The 16,010-nt window shown below is 43.4% G+C and carries 17 protein-coding genes and 1 pseudogene; 3 read left to right on the forward strand and 15 right to left on the reverse strand.

The genetic code is table 11. The features are described 5' to 3' along the window. Positions 1 to 247 precede the first annotated feature (247 nt). The 9 genes from M1D70_RS15785 to M1D70_RS15825 all read right to left on the reverse strand — a co-directional run bounded on the left by M1D70_RS15785 (position 248) and on the right by M1D70_RS15825 (position 7,398). Positions 248 to 1,003 (reverse strand): (S)-benzoin forming benzil reductase, encoded by a 756-nt coding sequence (locus M1D70_RS15785; RefSeq protein ID WP_456287252.1) that lies wholly within the window; start codon positions 1,001 to 1,003, stop codon positions 248 to 250. A gap of 23 nt (positions 1,004 to 1,026) precedes the next feature. Next, on the reverse strand, positions 1,027 to 1,680 hold the full coding sequence (locus M1D70_RS15790; protein ID WP_456287253.1) for a TetR/AcrR family transcriptional regulator: 654 nt from the start codon (positions 1,678 to 1,680) through the stop codon (positions 1,027 to 1,029). 197 nt (positions 1,681 to 1,877) lie between these two features. Next, entirely contained in the window at positions 1,878 to 2,132 is a 255-nt protein-coding gene (locus M1D70_RS15795; RefSeq protein WP_456287254.1) for a hypothetical protein, read from the reverse strand. 179 nt (positions 2,133 to 2,311) lie between these two features. After that, a complete protein-coding gene (locus M1D70_RS15800; protein ID WP_009593454.1) occupies positions 2,312 to 2,986 on the reverse strand; it encodes a Type 1 glutamine amidotransferase-like domain-containing protein in 675 nt (224 codons plus the stop codon). A gap of 420 nt (positions 2,987 to 3,406) precedes the next feature. Then, on the reverse strand, positions 3,407 to 4,165 hold the full coding sequence (locus M1D70_RS15805) for an ABC transporter permease (protein ID WP_456287255.1): 759 nt from the start codon (positions 4,163 to 4,165) through the stop codon (positions 3,407 to 3,409). Next, entirely contained in the window at positions 4,162 to 4,911 is a 750-nt protein-coding gene (locus M1D70_RS15810) for an ABC transporter permease (protein ID WP_456287256.1), read from the reverse strand. Before M1D70_RS15810 ends, M1D70_RS15805 begins: the two co-directional genes overlap by 4 nt. Continuing rightward, positions 4,908 to 5,621: an ABC transporter ATP-binding protein gene (locus tag M1D70_RS15815; protein ID WP_456287257.1), complete on the reverse strand. Its 714-nt coding sequence runs from the start codon at positions 5,619 to 5,621 to the stop codon at positions 4,908 to 4,910. The genes M1D70_RS15810 and M1D70_RS15815 overlap by 4 nt, the downstream gene beginning before the upstream one ends. Positions 5,622 to 5,713: 92 nt before the next feature. Next, complete coding sequence (locus M1D70_RS15820) at positions 5,714 to 6,724, reverse strand: HAMP domain-containing sensor histidine kinase (protein WP_456287258.1); 1,011 nt, start codon at positions 6,722 to 6,724, stop codon at positions 5,714 to 5,716. Then, positions 6,721 to 7,398, reverse strand: a complete 678-nt coding sequence (locus M1D70_RS15825; RefSeq protein ID WP_009593465.1) for a response regulator transcription factor — start codon at positions 7,396 to 7,398, stop codon at positions 6,721 to 6,723. The genes M1D70_RS15820 and M1D70_RS15825 overlap by 4 nt, the downstream gene beginning before the upstream one ends. 732 nt (positions 7,399 to 8,130) lie before the next feature. Between M1D70_RS15825 and M1D70_RS15830 the strand changes: the two genes are divergently transcribed. Next, positions 8,131 to 8,727 (forward strand): dihydrofolate reductase family protein, encoded by a 597-nt coding sequence (locus M1D70_RS15830; protein ID WP_456287259.1) that lies wholly within the window; start codon positions 8,131 to 8,133, stop codon positions 8,725 to 8,727. A gap of 37 nt (positions 8,728 to 8,764) precedes the next feature. Here M1D70_RS15830 and M1D70_RS15835 read toward each other — a convergent pair. Continuing rightward, positions 8,765 to 8,884, reverse strand: a pseudogene (locus M1D70_RS15835) (Gfo/Idh/MocA family protein); the annotation flags it as partial. On the opposite strand from M1D70_RS15835, the gene M1D70_RS15840 reads away from it, so the two are divergent. Beyond that, entirely contained in the window at positions 8,838 to 9,137 is a 300-nt protein-coding gene (locus M1D70_RS15840; protein ID WP_456290450.1) for a helix-turn-helix domain-containing protein, read from the forward strand. The pseudogene M1D70_RS15835 and the gene M1D70_RS15840 overlap by 47 nt on opposite strands. A gap of 176 nt (positions 9,138 to 9,313) precedes the next feature. Here the strand turns inward: M1D70_RS15840 and M1D70_RS15845 are convergent, their stop codons facing one another. The 5 genes from M1D70_RS15845 to M1D70_RS15865 all read right to left on the reverse strand — a co-directional run bounded on the left by M1D70_RS15845 (position 9,314) and on the right by M1D70_RS15865 (position 14,641). Then, positions 9,314 to 9,703: a hypothetical protein gene (locus M1D70_RS15845; RefSeq protein ID WP_009593475.1), complete on the reverse strand. Its 390-nt coding sequence runs from the start codon at positions 9,701 to 9,703 to the stop codon at positions 9,314 to 9,316. Next, positions 9,704 to 11,095, reverse strand: a complete 1,392-nt coding sequence (locus tag M1D70_RS15850) for a HAMP domain-containing sensor histidine kinase (RefSeq protein ID WP_456287260.1) — start codon at positions 11,093 to 11,095, stop codon at positions 9,704 to 9,706. Beyond that, a complete protein-coding gene (locus M1D70_RS15855) occupies positions 11,092 to 11,763 on the reverse strand; it encodes a response regulator transcription factor (RefSeq protein ID WP_009593476.1) in 672 nt (223 codons plus the stop codon). Before M1D70_RS15855 ends, M1D70_RS15850 begins: the two co-directional genes overlap by 4 nt. A gap of 26 nt (positions 11,764 to 11,789) precedes the next feature. Further along, positions 11,790 to 13,907 (reverse strand): MMPL family transporter, encoded by a 2,118-nt coding sequence (locus M1D70_RS15860; protein ID WP_456287261.1) that lies wholly within the window; start codon positions 13,905 to 13,907, stop codon positions 11,790 to 11,792. Between the two features lie 281 nt (positions 13,908 to 14,188). After that, complete coding sequence (locus M1D70_RS15865; RefSeq protein ID WP_456287262.1) at positions 14,189 to 14,641, reverse strand: MerR family transcriptional regulator; 453 nt, start codon at positions 14,639 to 14,641, stop codon at positions 14,189 to 14,191. A 159-nt stretch (positions 14,642 to 14,800) separates the two neighbouring features. On the opposite strand from M1D70_RS15865, the gene M1D70_RS15870 reads away from it, so the two are divergent. Continuing rightward, a complete protein-coding gene (locus M1D70_RS15870) occupies positions 14,801 to 15,556 on the forward strand; it encodes an SDR family NAD(P)-dependent oxidoreductase (RefSeq protein WP_009593445.1) in 756 nt (251 codons plus the stop codon). The last annotated feature ends 454 nt before the right edge of the window (positions 15,557 to 16,010 follow it).

A 16,010-nucleotide genomic window follows, 5' to 3' on the forward strand; every position in this document is an offset into this window, starting at 1 on the left:
ATTAACTACATTATAGGACATTTCAGCTTGGGTTGTTTCTTACGGATTGCTAATCACAAAAGGAGTTTTTTCAAGAAATTGAAATAGTAATCTCTTTAAATAAGCCTCTCGAAATCCAAAACGCTTTAACTTTATGTTGTTTTGATAACTGAAGCATAAATTAGAAAAGGAGAAGCGCTGGAATGCCTCTCCTCCTTCTTTTATCAAATCACACCCATAAGCGTCGCAGGCGTTCTTCCTCTCGCGTTTATTGATCCATGCTTTCTATAACAACAGCCTTACCAAAATCTTCGCTCAGCAGAATCTCTATTAATTTGTGCGCAGTGTATTCAGGCGTTTGTAGCTTCCCTTCCTCAGAAAGTCGAATGAATTCATTAACATAAGGGAAAAGATCATTGCTTACGGATCGAATTTCCGATTGTAAATTGGTATCGATCATACCTGGATATACAGCGACTACTTTTGCTGGATATGTCACGAGCTTTTGCTCAATGTCTATACTCTTCGTAAATGAGTCAAGGCCGGCTTTTGCAGTACTGTAACAGCTTTGTGAGGGTAATAAATATTTTGCGGATGCTGAGGATATATTTAGAATTCTTTTGTCCACATTCATATCTTTGGTACGTTTAAGATAGTTAGCTGTTATTATCATTGGTGCTAATAGATTTAAATGGATGTTTTCAATTATTTGATCCGTTTCTATCCGTTCAATTTGGCTCACAGGAGTCAACATGGCAGCATTATTGATAAGATAGATCGCATCATCGTTGGAATAAAGCTCAATTTGACGGAAGATGTCTTCGAACAGTTGATCAATCTCGCCAATGTTTGTTAAATCAAAATTATAATAATCAATTCTGCAGTCCCTCTCCTTGGCTAGATCGATAATCCGTTGGTTCGAAGTTCTAGAAATGCATATAAGGTGATGGTTCTTATCGATTAATTGATTAGCCAACGATTCACCAATACCTCTTGATGTACCTGTAATCAATATATGTTTCAACCGGATCCCTCCCTATAAGTTAACTATGTATTTTCTCGAATAATGATTCTATTAACAGTCTCTTCCCAAATCATCTGATACTCCAAATCCATCTTCATCATCTTACATCTAGACAAATTATCAATAAGAAGGGCAAGAATTTTAGCACTGACTTCGATTTTTGTAGGTTCAATTAGACCCAGATCACTGCCTTTTGATAATAAATTATAGAAACCATTGATAAAATCTTGTTGAACTTTCAATAAGGGAGCCCTAAATTGCTCATCACGCTCGGCTAGCATGGTGAACTCACTAAGCACTCTTAATGTTGAACGATACTCTTCATCATCGCTTGGCAGCATATTTAAACCGCCCCGAATCATCGTCTCTACAAAATTGTCTTTATTAACGGATTCAGCATCAAAGTAAGCAGCAAAATAATGATCCCTAAAAATATAGTCAAATGTTCGGCTGATCAACTCTTCCTTTGTTGCAAAATGGTAGTATATAGAGGATTTGGTTATGCCTACTTTTTTAGAAATCAAGCCCAAACTCGTTCTCTCTATCCCATGCTCTGCAAACAGCTCATATGCTGCTTGGACGATATGACTTGATGTAATCTCTCTTTTCTTGATAACCTTCAGGCTCCCTTCATCTGAATTAATGCCATTATAAGGATTATCATAATGTATTGTCAATAATTTAACGACCGATCGTTTAAAAATGTCTATCTAATCGGTACAAGTTCTTGTCCCCAGCCATGTACAATAAACTTATACCGATAAAATAAAAAAGCCGCTAAAATAGCGACTTCAATGGACCATATTCTTGTCCCTCGACATTTAAAAAAGACAACCGATCGCTCTGACCAGCTGCCTCCTCTTCTTTATTCAGCTCACGTTAGCGAAATTGATCTGATTAATCGATTAAGGCTGCCAAACTTCCCATATGTTACCGTCAGGGTCAGCAAATTCAAAACAGCCATCACCATCCCAGGCTCAACACGATCGTTGGTTGCAGGTTGGTACCCTAAATTCTTTTGATACCATTTAATAGACTCGTAAACATCATTTACTGGTACGTAAATACAAGTAATTCCCGTAATGCCTTCCAGCCCTTCTTCCATTTTGAACTCCTCATTTGCCTGCATAGCTTATCATCCCTTTACATCCTTTCAGATACAAAGATCGTCCTCGTAAAATTCCTTAGCTTATTCTAGCTTTATATCAAACCACGGTTATATGCGATGATTTCCTCTGGTGTAGCTTGGTGAAATACTAGAGGACAATGCGGAAATCTCTTCTCCATTGTGCTCATCTCCACTCTTTCTTATAGGAGGTGCGAAAAATGTTTCCAATTCCCTTCGGAGACAACTTCAACCACTCCGTCGATCACTTTGATGGCGGTCTGATCATCGATCGCATACGCTGGCCCTTGCATCCCGGCGGCCCATCTCTCTGCATCAGCCATGGTGTTTCTCGGCAGCATTTCATGGTCCAGATGCGGAAATATTGCAAAATCAACGAAACTCAGCGTTTCATCGCCGCCAGTGGGTGGAGTCCAGCCAACGAAGAATTCCCCGATGTTAGGTGCCATCACCATACTCCCGGCGCTCAGTCCCACATAAACTGTCTGCAGAGACGGCAAGAGGTCTGCCAGTCCGGACTGCCGCATCCAGTGGCACAGGTAGAGGGCGTCGCCGCCCGCAACCAGAAGGACGTCCGTCTCCCTTACTAGCGGTACCCAGCGGTCTTTGTCGATGCTTGGCAGCGCTGTGAGTTCCAGCACGCCGACGGACTTCCAGCCTAGGTCGACCATTGGATTCTCGGAATTCCCGCTGATGAACTGCCATGCTTTGACGCCGGGGCCTACCCAGGGGTGTCCGTACATCGCGGTGGGAATGCACAGAGCGTTGCAATCGGCGATCGGCTTGCCCAGCATGTCAACTAGCGCGTTGTGTATGCTTTTGTTATTAATGCCTGCAGATGTGAGTAATAATTTCATAACTTCACTCCTTTGTGTGCGTCTGTCGTTTATTCTTTTAGACTTTGGGGGGGCTATATAAACTACAATATAGTACATTTCAGTTCGGATTGTTTCTTACAGATTGCTAATATAATCTGCCCGTTCGTTAAATAGAGGGCGTCTGCCTACGTGATATCGGGAATGTAACCATGTTCTTGTCATCAGTCGGGAATGTTATCAAGTTCTTGTCATTGTGTTTTAACAAGAACTTGTCCCGATAAAATAAAAAAGCCGCTAAATTAGCGACTTTCTAGAGGTCTAGGTTCTTGTCCATCGACAACTTTCAATGAGACTTTGTCCTTGTACTCTGTCACATCAATCATATCAGACCATCGTACTTTTTCAGAAATTTTTCAAAAAATCACTACCGTTATATTTTTGAATAGATGAACCTTATACTCAGGCATCACGTTTACGGTAAAATACAATAGCTGCTATAATAAAATTCAGTGTCCATATCATTGAAATCCCTGTCCCTTGCATTGGTGAAAGGACATTTCTTTCATCAGAGGACGGCGGCATATACATATAATATCCTGCCGTATCCGGAAAATACATTGTAATACTAGGTAGAAAATCTCTCGATAATGGACTGACAATGAAATAATAACCAAGCAGTACCACTAAAGCAGGGGTGGTTCGTCTTAATAAAGCACCTATAGCTGCACTGAGAAGTGTGGTTAATGTTAGATAGCCTGCTGCACCTGCCAATGCTTCTACCATGGTATCTAAACCAATCACTGCTGCTGTGTCTCTCATCATCATATAAGTATATAGTACACCGGATGCAGCGATAATAAAGGCCGCGGGAACGGTTATGATTGCCAATGCCAAATGCTTCATGGATAGTTGGATCCCACGACAAGGGATCGCAGCTAACGTAGTTCGAATCTGTCCACCGGTATACTCTGAGCAAGTAGCTAAGATCCCAAGTATAATGAATCCTGCTTGAAGATATTCCATCGAAGCAAACCCAATATTCAGTATACTTTGCGATCCTATTGCCCCTTGTAGACCAATAGACGTAAAAGCTGCGGCTAATCCTAAATTAAGAATGAATGTACCCATAAGAGTGAGCCATATCAATGGTAATGTAACTAATTTATCCAGTTCAGCACGAAGGATTTGTGTTTTTTTTCTAATAGAAGGGACACTCATGCTGCAACGTCCCTCCTATGGAATACAATAGCTGCAGCAATGAAAAGAACGACTACCCAGGCTGACATGACTATACCGCCTGTGAACGGAGTGAGAAATCTGTCGCTCAGAAACATAAACATTTCAAGGCCAGCCCGATCCGGTAAGTATAACGCTAACTTTGTAACCTTAGAAAGCAGGAAACTAAATGAAACAACGGATGTATTTATGATGAGCACAGCAAGCGGAATCGTGCCATTCTTAGTCAGTACAGTAATCCCGAATGCTAATAGAGCAGTGAATGTCCAGTAACAAACTGCACCGAGCAGCTTCGACCATTCTAATGCAGGGGTATGCTCACCAAGAACAAGATGCGTAGCTGACACAGTTGTCATTATAGCAACGATACAAAGCAGTATACTGATTACTGTCACAGCACCTGCTTTTGCCAGCAAAAAATGAAGTCTTGACGAAACAACCGTTAAACTTGTTGTAATCTGTTGTCCTCCGCCAGATTCACTGCTCTCTGTTAAATACTCGCTGCTGACAGCAAGCACACCAAGGATGATGACACCTTGTACACCAAGGGCTAATCCAATATAGCCAACTTCCAATAGCCGTGTGCTAACTCCAGCTATAATCTCCTCTTTTTGCGCTATACTGTCTAAGGCGGCTATGACCGCAGGAGAAAATGCTCCAACAAGAAAGGCAAGCCAAATGCCCGGCAGGGAGAACAATTTAGATAGTTCCGCGTTGAATGCTCTCATACAACACCACCTGCATGTTCAGATGTCCGGGCAAAAAAAGCTTTTTCCAGCGTGGAATGGTTACCTATTACTTCATCCAATGTTCCATCTGCAACGATTGTTCCTTGCTTAATAATGACCACATCATCGACTGTCTCTGCAAGCTCTCCTATAAGATGACTGGATAGTAACACCGTGTTGCCAGACTCGGCCCGTTTACGCAAGAATGTCCGGATCCAACGAATTCCTTCCGGGTCGAGCCCATTTACGGGTTCATCTAGTACCAATATTGGGGGATCACCCAGTAGTGCAGCGGCCATTCCAAGTCTTCTCCCCATACCAAGCGAATAATTTCCAACTCTTTTGTCAGCTGCATTAGTAAGACCTACGATTTCCAAAACTTCCTCGACACGTGAGCGAGACAATCCTGCGGCACAAGCAATCCAGCGCAAGTGTGCCCGCCCTGTTCGCATACGATGGGCCCCAGATCCATCAAGTGCAGCACCTACTGTCGCTAGAGGATTATGTAACTCTGAGAATGGCTTGCCATTTATGAGTGCACTCCCTGATGTGGCACGATCTAATCCAAGCAGGATGCGAAGTGTAGAACTTTTACCTGCCCCATTCGGACCTAAAAAACCAGTCACTCTGCCAGGTCTCGCTTTAAAACTGATACCTGATAAGATTTCTTGAGTTCCGCGATGTTTGACTACGTTATTAATGGTAAGCAACCATAACACTCCCTTTCTGTTATGGCTCTCATTATAAAGAAGCAAAGTTACATCGCGGTTATCATGGCGTTTACTTCTGGGTTACCTTTGGGTTACGCTCTACCAATAACTACTCTTGTGCCATTTTCATTTGATGTAAAGTCAGCTTTCAGCTTCATTTTTTTCAACATGTAATTTGAAGTCGATAAACCAATCCCTGCCCCATGCTCATAGGAAGAGTTATCCAAGCCTGGACCTCTGTCTGCAATAATGATCTGTTCTTTTTCTATATCAACCACAATATTTGCATATTTCCCTTCTGCTGCATGGCGTAGAATATTTTGAAATAAATTATCCAAAACCCGTTTCATCCAATTAGGATCTGCTTCCCAATAAAAAGTCTCCTCTCCCGGTAAATCAACATCAAGCTGAATTTCTTTTTCTTCAAATACAGGATACCACGCAGCAACAGATGCTCTTACTAGACGTCCAATATCTGTTGAAACGGGCACAAAAGGATGTTTTCCTGAGGTAAGCAATGTATAGGACAGTAAATCATCCATTAGATCTCCGACTCTTGTAATCGTATGGTTGATCTCTGTTAACGAGTTTTGTCCTTCTAAACTCATGGGTTCTTTATTTAAGCGGGTGACATGTCCTCTCAAAATGGTAAGCGGCGTTCGTAAGTCGTGAGATAAATTCGCAATGAGTCGATGTCGTAATAACTCCTCTTCATATTCTCGCTTGCGACTGTCTTCAAGCTGCTGAATCATCCAATTAAAAGAACTTCCTAACTGGTCTATCTCATCCATATGATCACTTTGAACAGATATGGTTTTAGGAAATGAGTTGTTTTTAGCTGATAATGACATGACTTCTTGTAAGCGGGCGAGACGTTTTTGAAGTTTCAAGAAGAACCGCCAGGATAAGATCACGAATGCGACAATAATAAAACCAAACACTAGTACGGTAACGTAAAACAGATTTAACGCATTTACATTTTTATCATGGATATCTGAAACCCCAAAAAACGCACTGATGAAAATAATCATAATCGGAGGAAAAAAGATAAATAGAAAATGTACTTTTAGAAAACGACGAAATAATGATCTATTTTGCTTCATAATTTCACCCTATAGCCAATTCCCTTCAACGTTTCAATAATCTCCGGGGAATCGGGATGGCGTTCCAGCTTTTGACGCAGTCGGTGGATATGCACCATTAGTGTTTTATCGCCTGTTATATAAGCTTCTTCCCAAATAGCTTCATAAATTTGTTCTTTTGTTAAAACTTGATTAGGGTGGCGTAAGAAGTACATTAAGATTTGATGCTGTTTCCCTGTTAATATTATTTCTTCTCCTGTGTGTTTATCAAATATCATTTGACCTTCTGGATCTACTTCAATCTGATTTCCTAATGAAATGCGATCGGGTTTTGTTCCACCATTACGACGGATTAATACTTCTATTCTTGCAACTAATTCATCCGTGTGGAATGGTTTCGTTAAGTAGTCATCAGCAAATTGCAAACCATCTACTTTATCATCTATCGATGTTCGAGCAGTTAACAGCAAAATAGGAATAGCAGGAGCTGTCTTCTTTAATCGTCTTCCCACAGTAAATCCGTCTAAACCGGGTAACATGATATCCAAAATAACGATTTCGTGCTGATTGACTTCTTTTTCGGCTCCTTCACCAGTTAGCAGCCACTGAACTGAAAACCCTCGCTGCTCCAATTCTTCCTTTACCCAACTGCCTATTTTCTCGTTATCTTCAATATATAACACGCTTCTTTTCAATTAACATCCCTCTCTCTACTCGGGGTTCTCTATTAGACAGATTAACACAATCTAAAATATGGTTTCCATTTAAGACAATTTTAACGTTCGTTAAAAATGAGACCCGTCTAAACTGCGCGTTGGCTTATGTCTCCCGACATAATTAAATAGAATCATCTCTTTCAAGGCATATATTATAGGTCAACTTGATTTATCATTTCCATATAATTCCTTTATTTATTTCCTAATTCACGTTGTATTCTTCTGAGTGCGATGTTACGGCAAAGGTTATCTGTATGTGGTTACCGGCAAAATATGTATCACCGCAGCGCCTAACCCTCCAATGCACGTTTGTTACTGCATCATATAAATAATCAAAAACGTACAAAGGCGGTTGATTAACCCCTGCCCGTTAGCTTAAAAAAGGCAACTGATATCTTTGATCGGCTGCCTTCTTGTCTTCGTTAAACTAACGTGTCCCATTAGTTTAACGAAGGTTGGGGATAAGCCCTCCTTTAGGTCCTCAATTTTGATCGAGGCCCTAGAAGTAAAGGTGTGATACTTAATAACGGCCATTACTACCCCATCAGAGATAAGTAGTTAGATACTTATCTCATCGGTAATCGGCTCATGTTCTTGTCCTTTTCGACAACCGGTAAAGTTCTTGTCCCGAGTCAAGGACAAGAACCTGTACCGATAAAATAAAAAAATTGCTAAAATAGTCTGTAATCCAGATGTAGGAGGAACTCAATTATGAGAAAAATTATTGTGCTTGAACATGTCTCCCTTGATGGCGTCATACAAGCCCCAGGAGAGCCAGACGAAGATGTCAGCGACGGTTTCGCATATGGCGGGTGGTCAGCGCCATATTCTAACGAGATCGTTGGAACGCTACTGAGAAGGCAGATGAACATGCCGTTCGATCTGTTGTTAGGGCGCAAAACCTATGAAATTTGGGCACCGTATTGGCCGCAACATGCGGACGTATGGCCGAGGGCCAACCAGGCTAACAAGTACGTCGTCTCGAACACCATGACATCTGGCGAATGGCAGCCGTCCGTATTTTTAAGTGGAGATATTGTGGGGAAAATCACTCAAATCAAGCAACAGCAAGGGCCAGATTTGCATGTTTGGGGAAGCGGTGATCTCGTTCAGACGCTTATCAAGCATGATTTGGTCGATGTGTTCTGGCTGATGATATATCCAATAACGTTGGGCAGTGGAAAGCGGTTGTTTGCTGGAGGCACTACCCCGGCGGCATTTAAGGTGACGGAAAGCAAAGTCGCCCCGAATGGCGTTATTGTCGTGAATTACGAGCGTGCAGGCGCAATCACAACCGGAAGTTTATGATTATTCGATTATCTATTCTATATGCATTCTTGAATCACTACGTTATCCGCATAGCTTTCTGCTGCGCTTTCAGACACCATTCTGCCGCCATAAAAGCGTGTGCATGGGACATGGCGTTCTCGTTTCGATTCAAGCAGTCGAGAATCAGTTCGCCGAATGATAATTTCCGACTTTGCTGTGGAGCACCTCCGCCTGCTCGCAGCCGGCGCTTTGTCCGTAAAATAATCTTTACCTGCTCTTCCGATGAAGTATTTCATCAATCCATACAACTCCTAGCGACTACAAAGAAACCGATCTCGCTTATTGTGGAGGAGATCGGATTAACAAATAGCTCTTATTTTTGCAAATGGTTTAAAACGCAAATGGGAATCACGCCGCATCAATATCGAAAAAAATGGACGAGTACCTAAATAACGGGAGTACCGATAAAACAAAATCCCGCTAAATTAGCGACTTTCAATGGGAGTCTGTTCTTATCTATTAGGTATTCTTTCGGCATTTCCTTTATACGAGCAACAGTTTTCATTTTGCTGAGCCCAATACTAAAATCCCCCCTCTCCGCTGGAGAAGGGGCTTACGTATCTATCTACTCTTTTTCTGTTAAGAATGTAATAATGGCGAACAGCAAGAAGGCTAATAATAAGAGCGAACCGCCCACAATAAAGAAGATCATCACAAAGGTCTCATCCCATTGGAACGGGTTTAAATTGTACATCCACATGCCAAACGTCAAGCCGAATGCGCCCAGCATGGCCAGCCAGCCGTGGATGGCCACCAGCTTTTTATATCTCACCTTGTTTACCTTGTAAAAGATCCCCCAGGCAAACACCGACAGCCATCCTACCAGCAAAATATGTGCATGAATCGGCCGCATGGAATAATCCATATTGCCGGACATTTGGGACCCGATAAAGGTCCCGAGAATGCCGAAGAGCGCCGCAAAGCGTATGAGTCGTATACTCCAGGTCTGTTCCATCTAATTATCATTTCCTTCCTGAGGAAACATGACGGTAAAGGTGGTTCCTTTTCCGAGTTCGCTCTTGAGCGATATGGTTCCGTTTAATAATGTAACGACTTCTTTTACAATGGACAAGCCGAGGCCTGTCCCGTCTTTTTTGCGAGTAGTATCCACCCGGTAGAAGCGTTCAAACACCTGTTCAGCTGATTCTTCAGACAAGCCAACGCCGGTATCCTGAAACGCTAGCCGGATCATATCCGACTCTATGCTGCAGGTAATAAAGACATGGCCGTTTGGCTGATTATACTTAATAGCGTTAGTAATGAGATTATCCCACACGATGGCAAGCAGCTCGCGGTCCGAGAACAATACTGCCTCATCCAGTTTGTATGAAATGGTCAGATTCCTGTCCTGCAGGCTCCACTGGTGTTTCTTGATGGATTCCTTAATTTGCAGATCCAGACGAACAGGGCTCTTTTTTACGGGATACCCGGATTGGTCCAAAGAGGTAATCAGCAGAAGCTGCTTCGTTAAATTCGATAATCTTCGGGCTTCATCATTGACAATGCCAGCGTATTGGAGCCGTTCCTTCTCATTCAGGCCCGTGCTGAGGAGCAGATCCGCGTAGCCCTGAATATTCATCAAGGGTGATTGAAAATCGTGAGATACATTGTTGATAAAGGACTTCCTGGCGATATCATTATGCATAAGCTGCTGCTGCATGTTCAAGAAATTGCCGGCCAGCTGGCCAATCTCATCCTGCCGACTGATATTCAAGGCGTACGTAAAATCTTCATTGGTTATCGCTTTGGTCGCCTCGGACAATTCGGATATCGGGTGAGTCAGCCGTTTAGCCATCATGATAACCCCCAGTACGCTTACAAGGGCAATGGCAACGATGAATCCCGCCAGCATCATATGAATATCAGAGAACAAAATTTGGCTGTCCGGTTTTACAAATAAAGCGTGGGGTTCATTGTCGATCCGAACGGGCAGACCGATTGTATTTCTTATATCATTGGAGAAATGACCCATCATCCAGAACTGATCCCATGTCCCCTCTTTGCCCATGTAGCGGTCTCCTTGCAGCACCCGCTCCAGCGTCTGGCGAGGGAGACTGCTCTGTTCAAAAGACTGTCCAAAGGTAGTCCCTCCTCCGGATGGATCAACGAAATAAATCTGGTACCCTAATTGTCCGATGGACTGCAAAAAAGGTTGAACAGCATGATCGACCATATGCATGTTCTCTAGAACATGAACAATTTGCTCGGCCACCTCTAGATTTTGCTGGGTCATCTCGTCCTTGGTAAATACGACGTAAACCACGTTAGCCAGGACAAAGCCGATCAGCATGCTGATTCCTAAAATGAGCAGAATGGCTGAAATAAACTCACGGTATAATGTCCTCATTCAACAGCCTCTAATCTATAGCCGATGCCCCTGATCGTTTGGATTTCGACTGCCGCGCCGTATCGCTTCAACCGTTCGCGGATCCGGTTCATATGCGTATTTAACGTCATCTCATGCCCCTCATAATTTTCGCCCCATGCCTGTTCGAGCAGCAGCGACCGAGGTGTGACCTTGTTTACCCGGGTTGCGAGCATTGTGAGAAGCTCAAATTCTTTTAAAGGAAAGAGGATCGTTTCATCATTAATGATGACCTCAAAGTCATTCCGGTTGATTTTGACGTTACCAACTTTTAAGACGCTCTCCAGAGCACGTCCATAGCGGCGCAGAACCACGGCCACCCGAAACAGCAATTCCTTCGGCTCAAACGGCTTCACAAGGTAGTCTTCGGAGCCTGATCTGAATCCCTGCTCCTTATCGGACAGCTGCCCTTTTGCAGTCAACAGAATGACGGGGATTTCCAGCTCTTTGGTTAAAATTTTAGTTAAGGAGAAACCGTCCATCCCGGGCATCATGACATCCACAATGGCGAGGTTCACCTCAGTCTCCTCTAGAAGCTTAAGGGCATATTGGCCGTTTTGGGCCTGTAAAACCTCATAGCCTTCGCGGGTCAGATGAATCGTCACGAGCTGCAGGATATCATAATCGTCATCCACCACTAAAATTTTCATGAAAATCCCCTCCTTACCTTATGCGCTTAAGATGAACGTGTTTGCGGATCCTTATCTTTTTCAAAGAACAAAATTAAGGATGGAAGCAGCATCCCTCTGACGAGGAATGTATCTATGAGTATACCGATCGCCACCATAAACCCGAACACGAAAAGATCCGCAATCGGCATCGTTGTCAGAGCCGCGAATGTAGCGGCTAATATGACACCTGCCGAGGAAATGACGCCGCCTGTATTACGAATAGCAACTTCAAGAGCTTCCTTTACATTCTTCGTTTTTCGCTCTTCGAGGAAACGGGAAATCATAATGATGTTATAGTCAATGCCGAGCGCCACCAGGAAAATAAACGCGTACACCGGAACCCGGGTGCTGATGGATTCGTATCCGAACAGAGCATCCACCAGGAACAGGCCGAGCCCCAGAGCGGATACGTAAGATATCAGGATGGTCGCCATCATGTAAATCGACATTTTTAATGAACGGGTGAGTGCGATAAGCAGTACCAGAATCAGAATCGTTTCTAAAATAACCACCTTGATAATATCACTATTGTTAACAGCTCGCTCATCAACTAGTTTGGCTGTCACGCCGCCGTAGTAAACATCTCCCTGTAAGGACAATTCGTTTAGTATGGCATCGGACTGGTACCGAAGCTCTTCGACAAAATCAATGGCCTCGGTAGAATACGGATTCATGGTCAGCGCGACGCTGAACTTGGCCGCAGTATAATCCTCCTTGATGCCGGACGAACGTACCGAGCTGATTTCCTCGTGGCTGTTCAGCTTCTCTATAAATTGGCCGATCTGATCTTCGGACAGTGCCGTCTCGGATTCCAGAAGGACAGTGGAAGGTGCAAGCTCTCCCTTGTTATATTTGGATTCCACAATCTCGTAACCGACGCGGGAAGGTAAATCCTCAGGAAACTTTTTAACGGTGTCAAACTCATATTTCAGGTTGAACACATTCAGCGCCGTAATAATCATAAAGACAACAACGATTCCGCCTGTTAAAAGCGGCTTGTTCACTACAAATTTGGCGATTGGCCCCCATATCCTGTGTTTGATCTCATGCTCCTGGCCGTATTTAGGTACCTTAGGCCAGAATGCCTTACGACCAAACAGAGTAAACAAGGCTGGAACCAAGGTCACAGAAGCCAGCATAATAATAAACATGGCCAGCCCGAACACCGGTGCAAAGTTCTGATAATCACGGAAGTCTGTGAAAAATAAAATAAGCATGGCTGCCAGCACGGTACCGCCGGCAAAAAACACAGGCTCTCCGGTTGCACGCATGGCGTACTGCATAGCGGTATATTTGCTTTCATGTTTGTTCAGTTCCTCACGGTAGCGCGAAAATACGAACAGCGAGTAGTCGATTACAGCCGCAAAGAGCAGGATGCTCATTATAGAGGTCGTCGAGTTATTAATCTCGAGTCCGGCTGCGCCCATCAAAGCTACAGATTGATTCACCACCTGATATACAATGACGGTGGCCAGCAGCGGAATAATCGCCAGCAGCGGGGAACGGTAAATGACAATCAACAATATCAGGATGATGCCAATCGTGGCCAACAGCAGGACAACGTCAGCCTGCTCGAACAGCTTGACCGTATCACCAGCAATTCCGGCGGGTCCCGTAATATAAAATATGGTGTCGAGATCCTTCGCAATTTCATTGCCGATCTCTGAGGCCTTATCATTAATTTCGGAGTATTCGCTGTTGCCAAGTCCAGCCTCAAGACTCATCGGGACTATTATGGTGGATTCGTCTTCCGATGTGAAGCCTGCCAGTGCCTGTGGCGGCAGTGCGCTGATATCGACAATGGAATCGACCCCTTCGATATCTGCCGAAATAATGCCTTTCAAGATCTGTTTAACTTCATTGACATGGATGGCGCCTGACTCGTTATGAAATACGAGAATGCCTGGCGCTCCCTGCTGATTGGGGAAATTTTCCTCCAATTTGTTCTCCGCTATGATGGATTGTGCCTCATCAGGGAGTGACTGAAAGTTAGTCACCTTGTATTCACTCAGCCTTGGGCCTGCGCTTAAGCCGATCATGGCTACCAGCCAGACCACAATGGTAATCCACATCCCCCGCTTGGTTGATACCCAGTCGGTGATGGGACTTAGTATTTTTCTCAACTGCTCTTCACCCCTCCTAAATTGATCGTTCTTACTCTAGCACACGTAAATAAACTTAATATAAACTCCCAAGCACCTATTCCTTGTTGCCCTTTAGCTTAATGGAATAATAAGAGTTAAATATGTCTATAACGCAGTGTAAATGCATGTTTTAGGGCCATCCTTTTTACGGCATGGCCCTTTCCTTGATCTCTCTAGGTATGGCTATTTGGAAATTGTATGTTTGAGCCTTATATAAAAATACAAAGTCGCTACATTAGCGACTTTGTATTTGGACATAATCAAATTTTGATGTTGGTTCGTTCAATCTGAGATTCTATTACATCATATAGAGCAAGTTTATAGTTTATTTTATCCAAGTTAATATAAAGTTCCTTTATGCTTTTCTCAATTTCTTTTTTATGATGAAGCATCATCATTTTTCGTTCCGAAATCGTCGAATCCCCTTCCTTATACAAATATACATACTTCTGAATTTGAGCAATCGGCATTCCTGTAGCTCTAAGCGCAGTAACGAAGTGAATCCAGCTTATATCATCTTCGTCATATAACCGCTTCCCATTTTCATTTCTCTTCACATGTGGAAGCAGCCCCTCCTTCTCGTAGTATCGAAGTGTGGGAGCCGCCATCCCTGTCAATTCAGTAACTTCCCTTATAGTCAACAAAATAAAATCATCGCCTCCTATTAAAGTGAACTTTAATTGTTTTTTTGGAATATCAAATAAAAAATCCAATATTTTCGCTATAAAAGATGAGGAAGATGGGAGTAAATCAAATATTCCACGGTTTAATTATACACTTTTTTCTCAGTGGAAAAGTCTTGACTTAAAGTGAACTTTATAATCTATGATAACAATGTAATTAGAAATGAGCCCTGAAAGGATGAAGTTACAATGAATAATATCTCAATCGTCACCGGTGGTAGCCGTGGACTTGGTCGCAATACTGCCATCAGTATTGCGCGTCATGGCGGTGATGTCATCTTGACCTATCGTAGCCAAGCAGAAGAAGCAATGTCTGTTGTTGCTGAGATCGAATCTTTGGGTCGCAAAGCAGTGGCATTACAACTTGATGTTGGTAATATTGCCAGCTTTACGGCCTTTGTTGAGACAGTTCGTTCGACCCTGCGGTCTACTTGGGATAGTGCCACTTTCCATCATCTGGTGAATAATGCTGGCCACGGAGAAATGATAGACTATGCCGAAACTACAGAAGCTCAGTTCGACGGCCTGTTCAATGTGCATGTCAAAGGCGTATTTTTCTTGACTCAGGCTCTTCTGCCGCTTCTTGCAGATGGTGGTCGTATTGTGAACTTCTCATCGGGACTCACTCGCGTCTCTTTTCCTGGATTCTCCGCCTATTCTGCCGCAAAGGGCGCGGTCGAGATTCTAACCATCTATTTGGCCAAAGAACTGGGTCACCGAGGTATTACCGCTAATACCATTGCACCTGGAGCAATCGAAACCGATTTTCTGGGAGGTTCTGTACGTGACATACCTGCTTACAATGACACGTTTGCCTCGATGACTGCCCTTGGTCGAGTCGGCGTACCCGAGGACATTGGTCCTGTAGTGGCCAACCTACTAGGATCCGACAATCGCTGGGTTAATGCGCAGAGAATCGAAGTCTCGGGTGGTCAGAACATCTGATCTCAAGTAATAGCAGCAAAGACAATCCGTGAAACTGGGGTTCCGGGGATATCTGATCCAAAAAGCTTTTGACATGATTGAAGGATTAGGTACCATCTTCTTGTCTTTCAGTTAAGTAAATTATTCATTAAGCTAACCTGCCCGTTAGCTTAATGAGCTCTTCTTTTGTTTATACTCGATAGCAATGATCTAAGTTCGTTCTTATTTCCACGGGAGCTTTCCGGGGTCTTTCTCGGCATAGATCGGAATATCCACACCGTTCAAGCTGTTTTCGCTATAAACTAACCTTGGCGTCATAAAGCCCTTGCGTGGTGTCATGCTTCAGCAAGCTTTGGATTTTTCAGGACCATTCGAGGTATTTATTTCAGGAAGTAACAGGGGGCAAGACTTCAATGTTTACACTGTGGCGGAAAAAGCAAGTCCGATTACGGCATAAGGAGGTCTAAGCATCAAT

The sequence above is a fragment of the Paenibacillus sp. AK002 genome (assembly GCF_053903045.1).